The organism is Agromyces sp. Root1464 (assembly GCF_001427265.1).
GTDB classification, from domain to species: domain Bacteria; phylum Actinomycetota; class Actinomycetes; order Actinomycetales; family Microbacteriaceae; genus Agromyces; species Agromyces fucosus.
Genome location: NZ_LMFU01000002.1, coordinates 1,767,121 through 1,785,784 on the forward strand (window position 1 = coordinate 1,767,121; position 18,664 = coordinate 1,785,784).

General features: G+C 71.1%; 18 protein-coding genes. 12 read left to right on the top strand and 6 right to left on the bottom strand.

Features of this window, described 5'->3' with window-relative positions:
- Nucleotides 1-93 precede the first annotated feature (93 nt).
- Entirely contained in the window at nt 94-2,022 is a 1,929-nt protein-coding gene (locus ASD23_RS13735) for a BCCT family transporter (protein WP_082571451.1), read from the top strand.
- A 10-nt stretch (nt 2,023-2,032) separates the two neighbouring features.
- Complete coding sequence (locus ASD23_RS13740) at nt 2,033-3,061, top strand: FUSC family protein (RefSeq protein ID WP_056011641.1); 1,029 nt, start codon at nt 2,033-2,035, stop codon at nt 3,059-3,061.
- A gap of 74 nt (nt 3,062-3,135) precedes the next feature.
- Here ASD23_RS13740 and ASD23_RS13745 read toward each other — a convergent pair whose 3' ends face one another.
- Nucleotides 3,136-3,357, bottom strand: a complete 222-nt coding sequence (locus ASD23_RS13745) for a hypothetical protein (protein ID WP_056011644.1) — start codon at nt 3,355-3,357, stop codon at nt 3,136-3,138.
- 138 nt (nt 3,358-3,495) lie between these two features.
- On the opposite strand from ASD23_RS13745, the gene ASD23_RS13750 reads away from it, so the two are divergent.
- Together ASD23_RS13750 and ASD23_RS13755 are read left to right on the top strand one after the other, a co-directional pair.
- The gene (locus tag ASD23_RS13750) at nt 3,496-4,617 is read left to right on the top strand and encodes a DUF2207 family protein (protein ID WP_056011647.1); all 1,122 of its coding nucleotides are present in this window, start codon (nt 3,496-3,498) and stop codon (nt 4,615-4,617) included.
- A gap of 6 nt (nt 4,618-4,623) precedes the next feature.
- A complete protein-coding gene (locus ASD23_RS13755) occupies nt 4,624-5,319 on the top strand; it encodes an alpha/beta hydrolase family protein (protein ID WP_056011650.1) in 696 nt (231 codons plus the stop codon).
- A 49-nt stretch (nt 5,320-5,368) separates the two neighbouring features.
- Here ASD23_RS13755 and ASD23_RS13760 read toward each other — a convergent pair whose 3' ends face one another.
- The gene (locus tag ASD23_RS13760) at nt 5,369-5,599 is read right to left on the bottom strand and encodes a hypothetical protein (RefSeq protein WP_056011653.1); all 231 of its coding nucleotides are present in this window, start codon (nt 5,597-5,599) and stop codon (nt 5,369-5,371) included.
- A gap of 177 nt (nt 5,600-5,776) precedes the next feature.
- Here ASD23_RS13760 and ASD23_RS13765 point away from each other — a divergent pair, with 177 nt between their 5' ends.
- From ASD23_RS13765 to ASD23_RS13775, 3 genes are read left to right on the top strand one after another with little or no spacing between them, the layout of a single operon-like run.
- The gene (locus ASD23_RS13765) at nt 5,777-6,181 is read left to right on the top strand and encodes a group I truncated hemoglobin (RefSeq protein WP_056011656.1); all 405 of its coding nucleotides are present in this window, start codon (nt 5,777-5,779) and stop codon (nt 6,179-6,181) included.
- Between the two features lie 4 nt (nt 6,182-6,185).
- The gene (locus ASD23_RS13770) at nt 6,186-7,376 is read left to right on the top strand and encodes a globin domain-containing protein (protein ID WP_056011659.1); all 1,191 of its coding nucleotides are present in this window, start codon (nt 6,186-6,188) and stop codon (nt 7,374-7,376) included.
- Nucleotides 7,373-8,137 (top strand): DivIVA domain-containing protein, encoded by a 765-nt coding sequence (locus ASD23_RS13775; protein WP_056011662.1) that lies wholly within the window; start codon nt 7,373-7,375, stop codon nt 8,135-8,137. The genes ASD23_RS13770 and ASD23_RS13775 overlap by 4 nt, the downstream gene beginning before the upstream one ends.
- 84 nt (nt 8,138-8,221) lie before the next feature.
- On the opposite strand, the gene ASD23_RS13780 is transcribed toward ASD23_RS13775, so the two are convergent.
- The gene (locus ASD23_RS13780; protein ID WP_082571452.1) at nt 8,222-10,555 is read right to left on the bottom strand and encodes an ATP-binding cassette domain-containing protein; all 2,334 of its coding nucleotides are present in this window, start codon (nt 10,553-10,555) and stop codon (nt 8,222-8,224) included.
- Nucleotides 10,556-10,712: 157 nt separating this feature from the next.
- Between ASD23_RS13780 and ASD23_RS13785 the strand changes: the two genes are divergently transcribed.
- From ASD23_RS13785 to ASD23_RS13800, 4 genes are all read left to right on the top strand, one after another.
- The gene (locus tag ASD23_RS13785; protein WP_056013235.1) at nt 10,713-12,374 is read left to right on the top strand and encodes a molybdopterin-dependent oxidoreductase; all 1,662 of its coding nucleotides are present in this window, start codon (nt 10,713-10,715) and stop codon (nt 12,372-12,374) included.
- Nucleotides 12,375-12,617: 243 nt separating this feature from the next.
- Entirely contained in the window at nt 12,618-13,208 is a 591-nt protein-coding gene (locus ASD23_RS13790; RefSeq protein ID WP_056011665.1) for a hypothetical protein, read from the top strand.
- A gap of 93 nt (nt 13,209-13,301) precedes the next feature.
- On the top strand, nt 13,302-13,646 hold the full coding sequence (locus ASD23_RS13795; RefSeq protein WP_056011668.1) for a PadR family transcriptional regulator: 345 nt from the start codon (nt 13,302-13,304) through the stop codon (nt 13,644-13,646).
- A 1-nt stretch (nt 13,647) separates the two neighbouring features.
- On the top strand, nt 13,648-14,658 hold the full coding sequence (locus tag ASD23_RS13800) for a hypothetical protein (RefSeq protein WP_056011672.1): 1,011 nt from the start codon (nt 13,648-13,650) through the stop codon (nt 14,656-14,658).
- Between the two features lie 30 nt (nt 14,659-14,688).
- Here the strand turns inward: ASD23_RS13800 and ASD23_RS13805 are convergent, their stop codons facing one another.
- The 3 genes from ASD23_RS13805 to ASD23_RS13815 all read right to left on the bottom strand — a co-directional run bounded on the left by ASD23_RS13805 (nt 14,689) and on the right by ASD23_RS13815 (nt 17,908).
- Nucleotides 14,689-15,060: an HNH endonuclease gene (locus tag ASD23_RS13805; RefSeq protein ID WP_056011675.1), complete on the bottom strand. Its 372-nt coding sequence runs from the start codon at nt 15,058-15,060 to the stop codon at nt 14,689-14,691.
- Nucleotides 15,061-15,122: 62 nt separating this feature from the next.
- Nucleotides 15,123-16,877, bottom strand: coding sequence for an amidase (locus ASD23_RS13810; RefSeq protein WP_056011679.1), 1,755 nt, complete (start codon nt 16,875-16,877; stop codon nt 15,123-15,125).
- On the bottom strand, nt 16,874-17,908 hold the full coding sequence (locus ASD23_RS13815; RefSeq protein WP_056013238.1) for an agmatine deiminase family protein: 1,035 nt from the start codon (nt 17,906-17,908) through the stop codon (nt 16,874-16,876). Before ASD23_RS13815 ends, ASD23_RS13810 begins: the two co-directional genes overlap by 4 nt.
- 111 nt (nt 17,909-18,019) lie before the next feature.
- On the opposite strand from ASD23_RS13815, the gene ASD23_RS13820 reads away from it, so the two are divergent.
- Nucleotides 18,020-18,664 (top strand): TetR/AcrR family transcriptional regulator, encoded by a 645-nt coding sequence (locus tag ASD23_RS13820; protein WP_056011682.1) that lies wholly within the window; start codon nt 18,020-18,022, stop codon nt 18,662-18,664.

Sequence of the window (18,664 nt, forward strand, 5' to 3'; positions counted from 1 at the left end):
CCCGCACCGGCACCCGCACCGGCACCCGCACCAGCCCCGGCGCGACCGGCGCGTGCCGATGCGGCGCCGTGCCCGCCTCGATACCGTGGGCGTATGAGCGGTACGACGAACGAGCCGACCGAGCACTCCGATCCGGGCGGAACCCCGGCACGGGCAGCGGATGCCGCGGGCACGACCGATGCCGCGGGTGCGAAGCCGCACCGATCGCTTCCGCCCGTGCAGCGATGGGTGTTCTGGCCGGCCGCCGGCGTCGTCGCCCTGTTCGTCGCCTTCGCGCTCATCGCCCCGAAGGCGGCCGAGGCGATGTTCGGCGCGATCCAGTCGAGCATCGTCAACACCTTCAACTGGTACTACGTGCTCATCGCCGCGTTCTTCGTGGCGTTCTGCCTGTTCGTCGGCTTCAGCCGGTTCGGCGACATCAAGCTCGGCCGCGACGACGACGAGCCCGAGTTCTCGCTGCTCTCGTGGTTCTCGCTGCTCTTCGCCGCGGGCATGGGCATCGGGCTCGTCTTCTACGGCGTGAGCGAGCCGCTCAGCCACTTCGTCTCGCCGCGACCGGGTGTCGTCGGCACGCCCGAGGCGCTCGCGCAGCAGGCCCTCAGCCAGACCTACCTGCACTGGGGCGTGCAGGCCTGGTCGATCTACGTCGTCGTCGGGCTCGGGCTCGCCTACGCGATCCATCGCCGGCGCCGGCCGATCTCCATCAGGTGGACCCTCGAGCCGCTGCTCGGCAAGCGCGTCGAGGGCGGCTGGGGGCACACGATCGACGTCATCGCCCTCGTCGGCACGCTCTTCGGTGTCGCCACCTCGCTCGGGCTCGGCGTGCTCCAGATCAGCGCCGGCCTCGACTACCTGGGCGTCCTCGAACCGACCGCGCTCAGCGAGGTCGTCATCATCCTCGTCATCTCCGTCTTCGTGCTGTGGTCGGTGCTCTCCGGGGTCACGAAGGGCATGAAGTGGCTGTCGACGGCGAACCTCGTGCTCGCCGGCATCCTCGTCGTCTACGTGCTCGCGCTCGGGCCGACGGAGTTCCTGCTGCGCGAGTTCGTGCAGTCGATCGGCAACTACATCCAGAACTTCATCGGCCTCTCCTTCAACGTGAGCGCCTTCCAGGGCACCGAGGGCGAAGAGTGGCAGGCCGCGTGGACCTCGTTCTACTGGGGCTGGTGGATCTCGTGGGCGCCGTTCGTCGGCATCTTCATCGCCCGCGTGTCGAAGGGGCGCACCGTGCGCCAGTTCGTCGCCGGCGTCATCCTCGTGCCGACCCTCATCGGCATCCTCTGGTTCGCCGTGCTCGGCGGCTCGGCGCTCGCGATCGAGCTCGCCGACCCCGGCGCGCTCACCCAACCCGACGGCAGCGTGAACGTCGAGGCGGCGCTCTTCGAGCTGCTCACCTACATTCCCGGCACGCCGGTGCTGACGGTCGGCGTGATCCTGCTCATCACGATCTTCTTCATCACCTCGGCGGACTCCGGCGCACTCGTGATGGGCATGATCGCGACCGGCGGCCAACTGAACCCGAAGCGCTGGGTGCGCACGATCTTCACCGCGATCACGGCGCTGCTCGCGATCGCGCTGCTGCTCAGCGGCGGGCTCAAGGCCCTGCAGACGGCGGCGATCATCATCGCGCTGCCGTTCAGCATCGTGATGCTGCTCATCTGCTGGTCGACGATCATCGCCTTCACCCGGGAGCGCCGCGCCTACGCGAAGGCCGAGCGTGCGCAGTTCATCGACCACATCGGCGAGCACTACGGGCTCGAGGTCGAGGAACCGCTCGAGCGAGGTCTCGTCGCGGGACAGCCGAAGTGGGTGCGCGGGTTGCGCAAGCGCCTCCGCCTGGGAACGGATGCCGCGGCGCCCCGCCGCGCCTCCCCCGCGACGCTCGCCGAGGAGAACGCCCTGCCCGACTCGGTGCCGACCGCCGACGTCGACGAGATCGTCGACCACGACCCGCTGGCCGTCACCGACGACCCCGACATCCCCGAGCACGGCGAAGACGAGCCCCGCGGCATCCCGCAGTAGCGTGGTCCGCATGGGCATCACCGGCACGTTCCGCGCCTCCCGTCGCGTGCCGATCCTGCAGGTCGCGAAGGCCTCGGCCGCGACGATCGCGGCGTGGCTCATCGCCGGCTGGCTGATTCCGGGGCCGCTGCCCGTCTTCGCCGCGATCGCGGCGCTGCTCGTGGTGCAGCCGAGCGTGAACCAGTCGTTCGGCAAGGCGATCGAGCGGTCGATCGGGGTGATCCTCGGCGTGATCGTCGCCACTGCCGCGTCGCTCGTCTTCGGGGTGAACAGCTGGATCATCCTCGTCACGATCGTGATCGCGATGCTCGTCGCGTGGGCGCTGAAGATGACGCCCGGAACCTCGAACCAGGTCGCGATCAGCGCGATGCTCGTGCTCGCGCTCGGCTCCTCGTCGCCCGAGTACGCCGTCGACCGCATCCTCGAGACCCTGATCGGCGCGGCGATCGGCATCATCGTGAACGCGCTCATCGTGCCGCCGGTCACCGTCTCGCCGGCGCGGCGCGACCTCGCGCTCCTCGGCGGTGAGCTCGCGAGCTCCCTCGACCGCCTCGCGAGTGCGCTCGAGAGCCCGCAGACGCCCGCCGACCTGCAGCGTCTCATGGTCGAGGCGCGGCTCATGCGGCCGATGCGCGATGCAGCGGATGCCTCGATCGCCACGGGTGAGGAATCGCTCACGCTGAATCCCCGCCGCTCCGCGCACCGCACCGAGCTCATCGAGATGCGCACGCTGCTCGAGCGGCTGAGCCCGATCGTCACCCAGGTGATCGGCATGACGCGGGCCTTCTTCGACCACTACGACGCGGCGCTCGCCGACGAGCCCACCGTGCAGGCGATCGCCGAGCAGTTGCGCCGGGCCGCCCACGACGTGCGGCTCGCCGTGCACCTCGCCGACGTCGACCCCGAACCGCCCACCTCGGCGATCCCGGCCCTGACGTCACCGCTCGTGATCACGCCGCCGAAGTCCGGTCACTGGATCCTGATCGGCTCGCTCATGGAGGACCTTCGCCGCATCCGCGACGAGCTCGTCGAGGAGTAGCCTCGGCTCGCGACTCGTGCCCGGAACTCGTCGGCTCGCGATTCGTCAGCTGGGATTTCGTCAGCTGGCATTCGTCAGCTCAGGCGGTCGCGCACCGCCGCGCCCCACTGGAAGCCGCATTCGCGGCAGTCGAAGATGGGCTCCTCGTCGTGCGCGAGCGCGCCGGCGGCATCGCCCGCCTCGACCTCGAAGTCGAGCGGTCCGTAGACGATGGCGCGCACCGCGAGCGAGTCGCAGCGGGGACACGGCTCATCGATCACCAGGTGGGGTGCTGAGTGCTGCATCTGCTTCGTCATGGCTGTCACGGTACGCCGGGCCTCCGACATCCGCGGCACCGTGCAGGCGCGTCGCCCGACCGCCGCACACGCGCAGGCCAGCGACCGCCTGACCCCGCGTTCCCGCTCGCCGGGTCGCCGAATCCCTAGACTGGGCGCGTGCTGACCGCCGTCCTCGTCTTCGCGATCCTGCCCGCGTTCCTCATCCTGGGGCTCGGGCTGGTCGCGCGCGCGGTCGCGGCCCAGCGCCTCACGCCGCGCGTGGTGCAGTACGCCCCCGCGCGCGACACGACGGTGCTGCGGGATGCGCTGCTCGTCGATGCCGATCGGCGCGCGGCATCCGCTGCCCTCATCGACCTCGCCGTGAAGCGCAAGATCCACCTGATCGCCGGAGCGGGCAAGCGCGAACCCATCGGCGTCGAGCTCGTCTCTGGAACGGTGCTCACCGCCGAGGAGGCCGCGCTGCTCGAAGCCCTCTTCGGCCCCGAGCACACGAGCACGCGCGTGCGCCGCTTCTCGGCCGATCGCCGCGCCCTGGCCGGGCGGCTGAAGAGCCTGCTGCTGAACACCGAGCACGCCCTCGCGCGCGACGGGCTCGTGGCCGAGCGCCGTGTCACGTGGCCCGGCGTCACCCTCACCGTCCTCGCCTACCTCGGCATGCTCGTCGAGGCGCTCTTCCTCGTCTTCACGATCATCGGCGGCGAATGGGGCGCGCTCATCGCGACGCTCGTCGCGATCGCCGCGACGATCGCCACGATCTTCGTGACGCCGTCGTCGTGGCGCAAGTTCCTGCCGGCCGCCGACGCCCGCCGCGAGCACCTCGCCGGCCTGAAGCAGTACCTCGAGCTCGCGGAAGCCGACCGGCTCCGCGTGCTGCAGTCACCGAGCGGCGCAGAGCTGCGCACGACGGATGCCGCGGCATCCGAGGCTGTCGTGACGCCGGACGCTCCCGGGGCACTCGCGTCGGCGGCCGTGTCGCCCGCGTCGTCCGTGGCGCCGGGGTCGGACCCGATCGCCCGCTTCCACCTGCACGAACGGCTGCTGCCGTACGCCGTCGTCTTCGGGCTCGAACGCGAGTGGCTCGCGAAGCTGAAGCTCGAGCACGCAGAGCTCGCGACGACGAACCTCGACAGCCTCGGCGACCTCGTCGACGTCACCGCCGAGATCGCCGTCGCGATCGAGGCGGCCGGCAGCGTCGTCGAGCTGACCTCGGCCGTCGGCGACCTCGCCGACGGCGCGGGCAATGTCATCGGCGGCGTCTTCGAACTGTTCAACCTCTAGGCGCGCATGACCACCGCAGAACAGCCCATCACGATCGACGTCGACGGCGTGCCCGTCTCCGCCGTCTCCGCACGGCCGCCGGGAGCGACGACCACGATCGTCGTCGCCCATGGCGCGGGCGCCGGCATGGAGCATCCGTTCATGTCCGGCTTCACGCGAGCGCTGAACGACGACGGGATCGCCACCCTGCGCTTCAACTTCCCGTACCGCGAGGCCGGGCGGAAGTTCCCCGATCGCCCGCCGGTCGCGATCGCGACCTGGCGAGCGGTGATGGATGTCGCGGCCGCACGCGCGGCCGCAGCCGGCCACCCCGGTGAGCCGATCTGGGCATCGGGCAAGTCGTTCGGCGGACGCATGGCGTCCATGGCCGTCGCCGAGGGCATGCAGGCCGCGGGCCTCGTCTTCCTCGGCTATCCGCTGCACGCGCCCGGCAAGCCCGAGAAGCCGCGAGACGAGCACCTGCCGGGCATCACCGTGCCCATGCTCTTCCTGCAGGGACGCAACGACCCGTTCGCCCAGCCGACCGAGCAGCTCGACGACGTCGTCGCCCGGGTCGGGCCGAATGCCACCCTCGACTGGATCGCCGAGGCGAACCACTCGTTCGAGGTGAAGGGCGCCAAGCGGCCGGCCGCCGAGATCGGCGCGGGGCTCGCGGTGCCCGTCGCGGCGTTCGTGCGGGCGCACTCGCCGACGATCGAGTAGCGAGACCACGGTCGGGGCGGATCCGACGGCGCCGCTCGGACGGCGTCGGTCAGAGGGCCGAGGCCCACCAGACGATGATGAACAGGCCCATCGCGACGAAGGCCAGGCCCACGACCAGGAAGACGACGGCGCCCGGACCGCGGGCTCCGGCGCGCGCCACCGTCGACTGACGCTCGGCCGTGATCGTCTCGGAGAGCCAGCGGCGCTTCGCGATGAGCACGACGCCCACGACGAGCGCGAGCACGGCCCACGCGAGGGCGAAGGCCAGACCGAGTTCCACCCGACCAGCCTATCCGCGGCGACGGAAGCCGAGGACGAAAGCTGGGGACGAAGGGTGCCAGACGGGACTGAACGCCCGCTCCGAACCCACGCGACATGCAGAAAAGCTTTGATCTGAGGGGGCGCGTTCTGCTAGGAAAGGGAAGTCCTCACACCCCCCTACCGAACGGACGCCCGAATGAACTCCCTCGATCTGCAGACCCAACCCGAAGCCCAGAGCGACTACGCAGCCGTCGGAGGCGCACCCGCCGTCACCGCCGTCGTCAACCGGTTCTACGAGCTCGTGCTCGCCGACGACCGACTGCTGAAGCACTTCGAGGGCATCGAGATGGTCCGGCTCAAGCGGCACCAGGTCGCGCTCGTCTCCCAGGTCATGGGCGGCCCGGTCGCCTACGAGGGACGCGACCTGCGTGCGGCCCACGCGAACATGGGCATCACGGCCGAGGAGTTCGGCGCCGTCGCCGAGCACCTGATCGCTGCGCTCACCGAAGCCGGCGTTCCGTCCGACATCATCGACCGCACCGTGACCGCCGTCGCCGCGACGCAACCCGACATCGTCGAGGTCGGCGCGACGCAAGACTGACGGCGTGGACACCGCTGCGCTGAAGCACACCTGGTCGCTGGCCGAGTCGCTCGGCGACGAGGTGCCGCTCTTCTTCTACTCGCACCTCTTCTACACGCACCCCGAGCTCCGGGCGATGTTCCCGGTCGCGATGGCCACCCAGCGCGACCGACTCGTCGGCGCGCTCGGGCGCATCGTCTCCAACGTCGATCAACTCGACGAGGTGACCGCGTTCATCCAGCAGCTCGGCCGCGACCACCGCAGGTTCGAGGTCATCGCGGAGCACTACGACGCGGTCGGCCTCTCGCTGCTCACCACACTGGAGCACTTCCTCGGCGACCTCTGGACTCCGGAGCTCGCCGAGGACTGGGCCGGCGCGTACGGCGTCATCGCGACCGCGATGGTGCAGGCCGCCGAGGAGTCGGAGCTGAGCAGCCCGGCCTCCTGGGCGGGTCACGTCACCGCGGTCGAGCGGCGCAGCATGGATGTCGCGATCGTGCACGTGCGCCCCGAACCCGACCTCCCGTTCGAGCCCGGGCAGTCGTTCGCCGTCGAGACGCCGTACGCCCCGCGCCTGTGGCGCTACTTCAGCGCCGCCAACGCGCCGCGGCAGGACGGCACGATCGAGTTCCACGTGCAACTGGTACCGGGCGGGCAGGTCTCCGGCGCCATGGTGCGGCGACTGAAGGCCGGTGACGTGCTGCGGCTCGGCTCGGCGGTCGGGCAGGAGTTGACGCTCGACGAGGCCGACCGCGATCGAGACCTCGTCATGGTCGCCGGCGGAACCGGCCTCGCGCCGCTCCGTGCCCACCTGGAACGCATCGACCTGCAGTGGCAGGCGACCGGAGACGCCCCGCGCGTGCACCTGCTCCACGGCGCTCGAGTCCCGTGGAACCTGTACGAGAACCGCCTCATGCAGAGCCTGACCGGTCGACCGTGGTTCAGCTACACACCGGTCGTGTCCGACGACCGGAGCTACCCCGGTCGCAAGGGGCTCGTGAGCGACGCCGCGGCTGAGGCCGGCGTCACCCCCGGCGCCCTCGCGATGATCTGCGGATCGCCGTCCATGGTGCGCCACACCGCCTCCCGGCTGCGCGAGCTCGGTGTGCCGTCACCCGACATCCGTTTCGAACTGTTCGCCACACTCGATGAGGACGGGCTGCGTGACCCGCAGCCGTCGCCGCTCGTGGAAGAACCGATGGGAAGTGCCCGATGACCACTTGGGACGACGCAGACGAACTCCTGATCCAGGGCCCGCCGGCACCCGAGGGCGGCCTCGTCGCCGCCGTCTCGCGCCTGCCCGAGACGGGTACGGTGAAGTTCGCCTCACGCCCGCTCGGGGGCTACGACCGCTCCGAAGTGGACGCGTACGTGGCCGACCTCGCGCGCACGATCGAGGAGGTACGGGCGGCACTGGCCGAGAACCTTCGGGAGCTCGCCGAGAACCGGCGCGAACTCGCCGAACTCCGTGCCGAGAACACCAAGCTCCGCACGTCCGACTCCGCCGACCTCGAGCGCGAGGTCACGCTGGGCGCCGTCGGTCTGCTCTCGCAGGCCCAGGTGATCGCCGACAAGGCGGTCGCCGACGCCGAGGAGTACGCCCGGGATCTCGTGATCACGGCCCGCACCCAGTATCGCGAGGCACAGGAGCGCGCCGCCGCGACCGCGGCTGCCGCGCCGACCGAACCTGCGACGACGACGGCGAGCATCCCGCTGCCGTCGATGCCCGAGATCGAGTACGTGCGCACCTATGCGCAGGTCGCCCAGATCCAGTTGCGCTCGGTGCTCGACGCCCTCACGGAGCAGGTCGATCGACTCGGCACGCTGCCGCCGCCCGACGCGGCCGAGGTGGCCGAAGCGGCCGAGTCGGCGGCGCCCGCCGCGCCCGACGACGAGTTCCCCGACGAGGAGCCGGACTGGCTCCCGGCGGTGCCGCCGCAGCCGACGATCCAGCGGCAGACGTACGTCAGTCCGTAGCCACGCCGGGCGGCCCGACGACCCCGATCCTCGCTCGCTGCACGAGCGATGCGAGGCTCGCGGGTCGTCGGGCCCTGCCCGGCCTCAGGCGCCCACGTACTCCCGCAGGTGGGTGCCGGTGAGGGTCGCCTCGTCGGTGGCCGCGGCCTCGACGAGTGCGCGCGGCGTTCCCTCGAAGACGATGCGCCCGCCGTCGCGACCGGCTCCGGGGCCGAGGTCGATGATCCAGTCGGCGTGCGCCATGACGGCCTGATGGTGCTCGATGACGATCACGGAGTTACCGTCGTCGACGAGCCGGTCGAGGAGCGCCAGCAGCCGGTCGACGTCGGCGAGGTGCAGGCCGGTGGTCGGCTCGTCGAGCACGTAGACCGTGCCCTTCTTGGCCATGCTGATGGCGAGCTTCAGGCGCTGGCGTTCGCCGCCCGAGAGCGTGTTGAGCGCCTGCCCGAGCACGAGGTACCCGAGGCCGACGTCGGCGAGGCGCTGCAGGATGACTCGTGCCGTCTTGTCGGTGAGGTACTCGAGCGCGCCGTCGACCGAGAGGGCGAGCACCTCGGCGATGTTCAGGCCGTTGAGGCGGTACTCGAGCACCTCGGCCGTGAACCGCTTGCCCCCGCACTCCTCGCATGTGCTCGAAACCGTCGACATCGGCCCGAGCTCGACGAAGACGAGCCCGATGCCCTTGCAGTTCGGGCAGGCTCCGGCCGAGTTCGCACTGAAGAGCGCGGGCTTGACGCCGTTCTCCTTCGCGAACGCCTTGCGGATCGTGTCGAGCAGGCCCGTGTACGTGGCCGGGTTCGACCTGATCGAGCCGCGGATCGGCGCTTGGTCGACGACCACGACGTGGTCGTGCTTCGGCACATTGCCGTGGATGAGCGAGGACTTGCCGGAGCCGGCGACGCCCGTGACGACGGTGAGCACGCCGAGCGGCACGTCGACGTCCACCCCGGTGAGGTTGTGCTGCGTGGCGCCGCGGATCTCGAGCGCGGTCGACGCCGTGCGCACCTCGTCCCGGAGCTTCGCCCGGTGGTCGAGGTGACGTCCGGTGAGCGTGTCGGAGGCGCGCAGCCCCTCGAGGTCGCCCTCGAAGCAGATCTGCCCGCCGCGTGAGCCCGCGCCGGGGCCGAGGTCGACGATGTGGTCGGCGATCTCGATGACCTCGGGCTTGTGCTCGACGACGAGCACGGTGTTGCCCTTGTCGCGGAGCTGCAGCAACAGGCGGTTCATGCGCTGGATGTCGTGCGGGTGCAGGCCCACCGTCGGTTCGTCGAAGACGTAGGTGACATCCGTGAGCGCCGACCCGATGTGGCGGATCATCTTGACGCGCTGGGCCTCACCGCCCGAGAGGGTGCCCGACGGGCGGTCGAGGCTGAGGTAGCCGAGACCGATCTCGACGAAGGAGTCGACGTTCTGCCGCAGGTTCGCGATGAGCGGCCCGACGCTCGGGTCGTCGATGTCGGCGAGCCAGCTCGCGAGGTCGGAGATCTGCATCTGCGCAGCATCCGCGATGTTGATGCCCTTGATCTTCGAGGAGAGGGCCTCTTGGTTGAGACGCGCGCCGCCGCACTCGGGGCAGGCGGTGAAGGTCACCGCGCGGTCGACGAAGGCGCGGATGTGCGGCTGCATGGCGTCGCGATCCTTGGAGAGCAGGCTCTTCTGCAGCTTCGGCACGAGGCCCTCGTAGGTCATGTTGATGCTCTGCACCTTGACCTTCGTCGACTCCTTGTAGAGGAGGTCGTGCAGCTCGGCCTCGGTGTAGTCGCGGATCTTCTTGTCGGGGTCGAGGAATCCCGACTCGGTGAAGATGCGCACCATCCAGCCGTCGGCCGTGTAGCCGGGGATCGTGAGCGCACCCTCGGCGAGCGACTTGTCGCGATCGAAGAGCTGGTCGAGGTCGAGGTCGTTGACCTCGCCGGTGCCCTCGCATCGCGGGCACATGCCCGCGGGCACGTTGAAGCTGAAGTGGAAGCTCGGGCCGACGTAGGGCTGCCCGAGGCGGGAGAACAGGATGCGGAGCAGCGCGTAGGCGTCGGTCGCCGTGCCGACGGTCGAACGGGAGTTCGCGCCCATGCGCTCCTGGTCGACGATGATCGCCGCCGAGACGTTGCGCAGGCTGTCGACCTCGGGCCGCGGCTGCGTCGTCATGAACGACTGGATGAACGTGGAGTACGTCTCGTTGATGAGCCGCTGCGACTCCGCCGCGATCGTGCCGAACACGAGACTCGACTTGCCGGAGCCCGAGACCCCGGTGAAGACGCTGAGGCGTCGCTTCGGGATGTCGAGTGAGATGCCCTGCAGGTTGTTCTCGTGCGCCCCGCGCACCTCGATGACGTCGTGCGCGTCGGCGATGCGCCGGGCGCCATCGTCGGTGCGGTCGTCGGTGCTGCGGTCGCTGACGGTCTGGTCGGTCGCGGTCATTCGGCTGCTCCCCTCATCGCGGGCGCGCGCCCGCGACTCACGATTCTGACATGGGGCGGTGACATCCGGCAGAGCGGATGCCTCGCCAGAGCGCGGATGCCGCGGCAGAGCGGATGCCGCGCAGCCCGCGCGGGCCCGACGAGCGTACGCTGTGCGCATGCCCGAGACGAGCGGACCTGCCCGGGGATGGGTGCTGCCCGCCGTGGCGGGCGTGGCATCCGTCGCCTTCGGAGTCGGCGTCGGGCAGCTCGTCGCCGCCGTCGTCGCCCCGGCCTCGAGCCCCTTGGTGGTCGTCGGGTCGCTGCTCATCGATCTTGCGCCGCCCTGGGCGAAGGACGCCGCGATCGCCCTCTTCGGCACGGGCGACAAGGCCGCGCTGCTCGTGGGCATCGGGCTCGTGCTGCTCGCGGTCGCCGGCGCAGCCGGAGTGCTCGAGGCGAGGCGGCCGCCCTGGGGCATGGTCGTCGTCGGCGCGGTGGGCGTCGTCGGCGCCGTCGCCGCGGCGAGCCGGGCGAACGCCTCCATGCTCGCGATCGTGCCCTCGGCTGTGGCGGCGATCGCGGCGATGCTCGCGCTGACGTTCCTCCTGCGACGGCTCGCACCCGCGCCCGCGCCCGCCCCTGACACGCTGAGTCGCAGGACCATCGAGCCGACACGCGCGGCCGAGACCGGCGCGTCGCGAGAATCGTCCTTCGACTCAGCGACGCCGCCGACTCCGACGCCGCCGCCGGCGGCCTCGGCCGAGACAGGCGTCGACCGCCGCCGCTTCCTCGGCTGGGCGGGCGGCGCCGTGGCGCTCGGGGCGCTCGCCGCCCTCGGCGGCTACGCCCTGCAGGCCGGCGCCCGCGCGGTCACCGCGGTGCGCGAGGCGATCACCCTGCCCAACGCCGCGAGCACGGTGACGGTGCCGGCGGGCGCCGAGCTCGGCATCGACGGCCTCGCCCCGGTCGTCACGCCGAACGCGGAGTTCTACCGCATCGACACCGCCCTCGCCGTGCCGGCGGTCGATCCGGCCGACTGGAGCCTGCGCATCCACGGCCTCGTCGATCGCGAGATCACGCTGACGTGGGACGAACTGCTCGCGCTCCCCCTCGACGAGAGCGTCACGACCCTCGCGTGCGTGTCGAACGAGGTCGGCGGCGGACTCATCGGCAACGCCGTGTGGCTCGGCTACCCGATCCGCGAACTGCTCGCCGAGGCCGGCCCGTCGGCCGACGCCGACATGGTGCTCTCGCGAAGCATCGACGGGTTCACAGCGTCGACGCCCCTCGAGGTGCTGCAGGACGATCGCGACGCGATCCTCGCCGTCGGCATGAACGGCGAACCGCTGCCGGCCGAGCATGGCTTCCCGGTGCGCATGGTCGTGCCCGGGCTCTACGGCTACGTCTCGGCCACGAAATGGGTCGTCGACCTCGAGGTGACACGGTTCGACGCGGCATCCGCGTACTGGACCGACCGCGGCTGGAGCGAGCGCGGGCCCATCAAGCTCTCCTCGCGCATCGACGTGCCCCGCCAGGGGCAGTCGGTCTCCCCCGGCTCCGCGGTGCTCGCGGGCGTCGCCTGGCACCAGCACGTCGGCATCGCCGGGGTGGAGGTGCAGATCGACGACGGCGAGTGGCGCGACGCCGACCTCGCGACGGCGATCAACGACGACACCTGGGTGCAGTGGAAGTACGAGTGGCCGGATGCCTCGGCCGGCTCGCACACCGTTCGCGTGCGCGCCCTCGGGGCCGACGGCGAGGTGCAGACCGCGAAGCGCCAGGGCGTCGTGCCCGACGGCGCCACCGGCCTCGACGAGGTCACCGTCGAGGTGCGCTGAACAGGGTCGCCGCTTCGGGGCTGCGACGCGCGGTTCGCACCGCACTCGTCCTGCACAGCATGAGCGGCGAGGCGCGCATCCACGAGCCTTGGGGCGTACCCGATCTGGTCGAGCGATCGTGGTGGAGTGTGCTCTGCAGATCGGCGGCACTTCGGCACTTCGGCACTTCGGCACCGAATCTGAGGCAGAACACCCACCTCCGGTCTCCACGACCACACGACGCGACACCATCAGAGGAGGCATGTGATCAGCGAGAAGCAGATCAACGAGAAGCAGCTCGACGAGAAGTCGATCAAGGTGGATGTTGCGACCGATCGTCTCGTCTCGGAGATGGCCTACTTCTTGAGAGCCACGAAGAAGTCGGTCCTGCGCGAGGCGGTCGCGGACTTCGCCGCAGCTCGCGGCCGAGGCACGTCACTGGTCGCGGACAGCAGAGGTGAAACGGGCGGCGCGCCCAGGGCGGGTGATGTGGACCATGAGGGCGAGCCACGTCGTGCGGGCGGCTCGGCTTCCCCGGTTGCTCACGAGCGCTTCGATCAGTTGCCGCTCGGCGAGCGCCTGACACTGCGGCGCAGCGAACTCCTGCGTGCGTTCGGCGAGCACGGCGCCTCGAACGTCCGCATCATGGGCCCACTGGCGATCGGGCAGGAGGCCGACGAGTTCGAGCTGCTCGCCGAGACGGATCCGGTGAGAGGGGGCGAGTCCACCTTCGAACTGGAGATCATCGCGGGCCGGCTCCTCGGCGCACCGACGACGGTTCTGTCATCGACCGCGCTCCGGCTGTTCAACCCGGCCGGGCTGCGCCGAGCCGTCGAGGAGTCTCGGCCGCTCTGACGGTGCCCCTCGCGCTGGGCGAGGAAAGGAACCGCCGCGGCATCCGCTGGGCTACCGTTGACGTACTGTGTGACCCTATGTAGTGTGAGCCACATGGTAGAGGGTCGACCCGAGCAGACGGGCAAGCTCGAGCAGGATCTGCGCAAGGGCGTGCTCGTGCTCGCCGTGCTCTCGCAACTGCGGGCGCCGCAGTACGGCTACTCCCTGCGCCAGGCGCTCGCCGAGCGCGGCATGCCGATCGAGGAGGGCACGCTCTACCCGCTGCTCCGCCGGCTCGAGGGGCAGGGGCTCCTCGCCTCCGAGTGGCGCATCGACGACGGGCCGCCCCGCCGCTACTACACGCTGAGCCCTGCCGGGGCCGAGAGCTATCGCGACCTGACCGCCGCGTGGGGGTCACTGACCTCGGTCGTCGCCGCACTGTTGCACGAGGAGAACTGACATGGACCCGAACGCCATCATCGAGAGCTACGTCGGCGACGTCGTCGCGCGCATTCCTCGGCGACAACGAGCCGACGTCGGCTTCGAGCTCCGGTCGCTGCTGCGTGAGGAGCTCGCGGGACGAGCCGACGAGGCCGGTCGACCCGCCGACGAGCCGATGGTCATGGAGCTGCTCGCCGCCTTCGGCCGACCGCAGGAGGTTGCCGATCGCTACCGCCCCGCCGGGTTCACCGTGATCCGCCCGGCGGATGCACCGGGTTTCGCCTGGTTCGCCCTCGGCGGCGTCGCCCTGCAGTGGGCGGTCACCCTCCCGATCGCGTACGCCGACCCGGGAGTCGCCGAGTGGGCGGAGACGGCCGGCGTCGCAGGCGCCTGGTGGGCGCCGTTGCCCGCCTGGTGGCTCAGCGGGGGGCTCGGCGCGTTCTGGTGGCCGGGATTCATGATCACGCTGACGCTCATCGCCGCGATCATCAGGCATCGGCGAGATGTCACCGACGCCGCGACCGACAGCGCACCACAGGCCGAGCCCCGGGTGGCGCCGCATATCCCGCCCCAGGTGCTCGACCGCGACCGAGTCAACCGCGCGGGTCTCGTGCTCGCGATCTCGTTCGGCGCGCTCGGCGCTTCGGTGCTGATCGCGCTGCCCTGGCTGGCCGTCATCGCCCCCGGGTTGCCGCAGCCGGTCATCGAAGCCTTCGTGTTCGACCCCGAGTTCCTCGCGTGGCGCGCACCCTGGTTCGTGGTGCTCTGGGCCATGGCCTTCGCCGTCGGGTTCGCGTTGCTCATCGCCGGCCGCTACACCCGCACGATCCGCCTGATCTCGATCGCGAACGACGTCGCCTTCCTCGCCCTGGTGACGTGGAGCCTCACGGCAGGCCCCATCTTCGTCTCGCCCGCCGCCGAAGAAGTCACGCGCGTCTGCCTCATCGGCATCATGCTGGTCTTCGTGCTCGACATCGTGCTCCACGCCCGTCGGCTGACGCCGACCCGCGCCCCGATCCTCAGCAGCTGAGCGTGCGCTCGCACCAGCTGAATGCGCGACTCACTCGGGCGAAGCATCCGCATTCGGGAATCGCGCCGCCATCAGCATGCCGACCTCGTAGTGCCGCATCAGGAAGGCGCGCTCGTCGAGCTTCTTGCGACGCATCCACGACGTCACCTCGTCGTTGGACTTGCTGGCGTTGCACGAGCCGCACGCGGGAACCACGTTGCCGAGCGTGTAGCGGCCGCCACGCGAGATGGGCTGCACGCAGTCGCGCTGCAGCGGCCGGTCGCTGGCACCGCAGTACGCGCACCCCTGCCACTCGGCGGCGAGCGCGGCCCACTGCTCGTCGCTGAGGTCGTGCGTGTGCTGCGCCATGCGACGCTTGCGCCGACGCGCGTAGACCGCCGTACGGCTCCGACTGACCGCCATGGCGTCAGACTAACCCGGGCGGCGCCTCGTGACCGGCCGCCGCGCCCGCACTCGCGCCCCGCTCAGAGCGAGGGCGTCCGCGGCGGCGGCACGCGCCTCGCGGTCGAGGCCGGCAGCGCATCGAACGCCGCGGCGAGCGCGAGCAGGGCGGAGTCGTCGTAGGCGCGTCCGGCGAACGTGAGGCCCACCGGCATCCGGATGTCGCGCATGAGCCCCATCGGCACCGTGACGGTCGGGATGCCGAGGTGGCGCGGCACGAGGTTGCCGTTCGCGACCCAGACGCCGTTGCGCCAGCCGAGATCGGCGGATGCCTCGTTCACGTCCATGTCGGCGGGGCCGACGTCGGCGACGGCGGGAAAGGCGACGGCGTCGAGGCCGAGGTCGTCCATCCACTGCTCGAGGTCGATGCGCCGCGTCTCCTCGAGGCCGCGGAGCCCCCCTTCGAGCTCGGGCATGTCGGCGAGCGTGGCACCGGGGTGCGAGCGCGCCCACTCGGGGTACTCGGCGATGTCGTCCTCGAAGCCCGTGTACCGGTCGGGCAGGGCGCCCTCCGGCTGCGGGAAGATGCGCTCGCCGTCGACGTCGGCGAGGGCGTGCAGGGCCGGATCGCCGTTCGCGTCGAGGAAGTCGTTCCAGGCCCAGGCCGAGAGGTCGACGATCTCGCGGCGCAGGTACTCGTGGCTCACGAGTCCCCGCGTCTCGATCGTGGGTGCGCCCGGGCGGTCGCCCTCGTAGTTCGACACGACCGGGAAGTCGACGAGCACGACCTCGGCGCCCGCAGCCTCGAGGTCGCGGCGGGCCGCCTCCCAGAGTTCGATCACCGTGGCGCGGGTCTCGATGCGCTGCCCGGTCGCGCCGCCGATGCCGGGTGTGCGGCCGGGCTCGGCGGTGCCGGCCTCCGGATCGGCGTTGACGTACATGCGCGGCACGCCGATGCGGCTGCCGGCGAGCGGGCCGGCACCGGCCGAGGCATCCGTCGCTGCCGCGCCCGTCGCGAGCGCCGCGTACGAGGCGGGACGGATCGCGGATGCCGCGGGGATCTCGACCCACGGCTGCACCCGCCAGAAGTCGCCGCGCGCCTCGGGGTCGTCGGCGACGATCACGTCGAGCACCGCGAGGAGGTCGGCAATCGTGCGGGTGTGCGGCACGACGACGTCCATCGTGGGCACGAGCGGCCAGTTGCCGCGCACCGAGATGACGCCGCGCGAGGGCGTGTACGCGCAGAGCCCGTTGTTCGAAGCGGGCGCCCGGCCCGACGACCACGTCTCCTCGGCGAGGCCGAAGGCCGCGAACGACGCCGCGGTCGCGGTGCCCGAGCCGTTCGACGATCCCGAGCCGAAGGCCGCGGTGAGGTACTCCGCGTTGTAGGGGCTCTCGGCGCGGCCGTACACGCCGCGCTGCATGCCGCCGTTGGCCATGGGCGGCATGTTCGTGAGCCCGATGAGCACGGCGCCGGCGCCGCGCAGGCGCTCGATCGTGAACGCGTCGCGCTGCGCGACGAGGTGCTCGAAGGCGGGCGAGCCCGCGGCTGCCGTGAGCCCGCGGGCGAGGTAGCTGTCCTTCGCGGTGAACGGGATGCCGTCGAGCGGCCCGAGCACGCGCCCGGCGGCACGGCGCTCATCCGACGCGAGCGCGTCGGCGCGGGCGCCGGGGTTCATCACGACGAGGGCGTTGAGTGCGGTGGGCGTCTCGGGCCCGTCGAACGCCGCGATGCGAGCGAGGTAGGCGTCGAGCAGCTCGACCGCTGTGACGCGACCCGACTCGAGCGCGGCGCGGAGCTCGGCGATCGAGGCCTCGACGACGTCGAATCGGCTCATCGAGCGACCACCGGCTGCTGCTGCGTGATGCAGTGGATGCCGCCGCCGCCCGTGAAGACCTGTCGCGCGTCGACCGTCACGGCACGTCGGCCCGGGTAAGCGGCCTCGAGGATCCCGCGCGCCGCGGCATCCGCTTCGTCGTCGCCGAAGCCGCACGCGATGACGCCGCCGTTCACGACCAGGTGGTTGACGTAGCTGTAGTCGACGAAGCCCTCGTGATCGCGGATGGTCGACGGCGCCGGGAGCTCGGTGACCTCGAGCGTGCGCCCCGCGGCATCCGTCGACCCGGCGAGCAGCGCGACGATCTCGCGGCTCACCTCGAAGTCGGGGTGCTCGGGGTTGCGCTGCGAGTGCACGAGCACCTGGCCGGGCGAGGTGAGCGTCGCGACGATGTCGACGTGCCCGTTCGTGCCGAGCTCGTCGTAGTCGCGGGTCAGGCCGCGCGGCAGCCAGATCGCCGTCGTCGCCCCGATCGTGCGGGCCATCTCGGCCTCGACACGCCGCTTGTCGGCGTAGGGGTTGCGGCGCGGGTCGAGCTGCACGGTCTCGGTGAGCAGCACCGTGCCCTCGCCGTCGACGTGGATGCCGCCGCCCTCGTTCACGAGTGCGCTCGAGACGAGCTCGGCACCGACGCGATCGGCGATGAAGCGGGCGTGCTCGGCCGACTTCTCCCAGCTCGCCCAGCTCGGCGCGCCCCAGCCGTTGAAGGTCCAGTCGACTGCGCCGAGCACGCCGGGTCGCTCGTCGTCGACGACGAAGGTGGGGCCGTGGTCGCGCATCCAGAACTCGTCGACCGGGCATTCGACGATCTCGACCGCGGGGTCGAGCAGGCGCCGGGCGTTCTCGAGTTCGCTCGGGTCGACGAGGATCGAGACGGGTTCGAACTCGGTGATCGCGTTCGCGACCGCGGCCCAGGCCGCGAGCGTGCGCTCGACGCCGCCGGGCGTCTCGTCGGCGACGTTGTCGGTGACCGGGAACGCCATCCAGGTGCGCTCATGGGGTGCGGTCTCGGACAGCATGCGCCAGCTCATCGGTTCCTCCGTGCGTCGCGTCGGTGCGTCGGCCGTGCCGAGCGGCATCCGTCGATTCGTATTGATCAAATGATCAACAATTGCTCCGACGGTACATAGACTGGGCGCACCATGTCAAGCACGCCACGCAAGCGCGCCGAGCGCAAGACCCCGGCCGAGCGTCGAACCGAGATCGCCACAGCCGCCCGATCGCTCGCGCTCGGTGAGGGCCTGTCCGCCGTGACGCTGCGCGCAGTGGCCGCCCGAGCGGGCGTGACGCCGGCCCTCGTCGCGCACTACCAGCCGAGCATGGACGCCCTCATCGCCGAGACGTTCGATGCGATCGTCGCCGTCGAGATCGAGGAGGTCGGCGCGCTCGTCGCCGAGCGACGGACCCCGCCCGAGCGCCTCGCCATCCTCGTCGGCACGCTGCTCGACGGCTCGCGCGAGGACGTCACCGTCGTGTGGGTCGAGGCCTGGGCGCTCGGCCGCCGCAACGAGTCGCTCGCCGCAAGCGTGCGGCACCGCATGGACGCCTGGCAGTCGGTCATCGTGGGCATCATCGACGACGGCGTGGAGACGGGCGACTTCGGCCCCGTCGATGCTGCGGCGGCCGCCTGGCAGCTGCTCGGCATGATCGACGGACTCAACGCCCAGGCGCTCGTGCGTTGGGACGGCGCCGGCGAGCGAGACACGCTGACGACCCGGAGCGTCGAAGGCCTGTTGGGGCTGCGACCCGGCGCGCTCGCCCCGCACGTTGTCGGCGGCGCCGGATAG

Bases quoted from the DNA above. Each gene is read 5' to 3' on its own strand.
- ASD23_RS13735 (WP_082571451.1), top strand. From the start codon at position 94: ATGAGCGGTACGACGAACGAGCCGACCGAGCACTCCGATCCGGGCGGA.
- ASD23_RS13740 (WP_056011641.1), top strand. From the start codon at position 2,033: ATGGGCATCACCGGCACGTTCCGCGCCTCCCGTCGCGTGCCGATCCTG.
- ASD23_RS13745 (WP_056011644.1), bottom strand. From the start codon at position 3,357: ATGACGAAGCAGATGCAGCACTCAGCACCCCACCTGGTGATCGATGAG.
- ASD23_RS13755 (WP_056011650.1), top strand. From the start codon at position 4,624: ATGACCACCGCAGAACAGCCCATCACGATCGACGTCGACGGCGTGCCC.
- ASD23_RS13765 (WP_056011656.1), top strand. From the start codon at position 5,777: ATGAACTCCCTCGATCTGCAGACCCAACCCGAAGCCCAGAGCGACTAC.
- ASD23_RS13775 (WP_056011662.1), top strand. From the start codon at position 7,373: ATGACCACTTGGGACGACGCAGACGAACTCCTGATCCAGGGCCCGCCG.
- ASD23_RS13780 (WP_082571452.1), bottom strand. From the start codon at position 10,555: ATGACCGCGACCGACCAGACCGTCAGCGACCGCAGCACCGACGACCGC.
- ASD23_RS13785 (WP_056013235.1), top strand. From the start codon at position 10,713: ATGCCCGAGACGAGCGGACCTGCCCGGGGATGGGTGCTGCCCGCCGTG.
- ASD23_RS13795 (WP_056011668.1), top strand. From the start codon at position 13,302: ATGGTAGAGGGTCGACCCGAGCAGACGGGCAAGCTCGAGCAGGATCTG.
- ASD23_RS13800 (WP_056011672.1), top strand. From the start codon at position 13,648: ATGGACCCGAACGCCATCATCGAGAGCTACGTCGGCGACGTCGTCGCG.
- ASD23_RS13805 (WP_056011675.1), bottom strand. From the start codon at position 15,060: ATGGCGGTCAGTCGGAGCCGTACGGCGGTCTACGCGCGTCGGCGCAAG.
- ASD23_RS13810 (WP_056011679.1), bottom strand. From the start codon at position 16,877: ATGAGCCGATTCGACGTCGTCGAGGCCTCGATCGCCGAGCTCCGCGCC.
- ASD23_RS13815 (WP_056013238.1), bottom strand. From the start codon at position 17,908: ATGAGCTGGCGCATGCTGTCCGAGACCGCACCCCATGAGCGCACCTGG.
- ASD23_RS13820 (WP_056011682.1), top strand. From the start codon at position 18,020: ATGTCAAGCACGCCACGCAAGCGCGCCGAGCGCAAGACCCCGGCCGAG.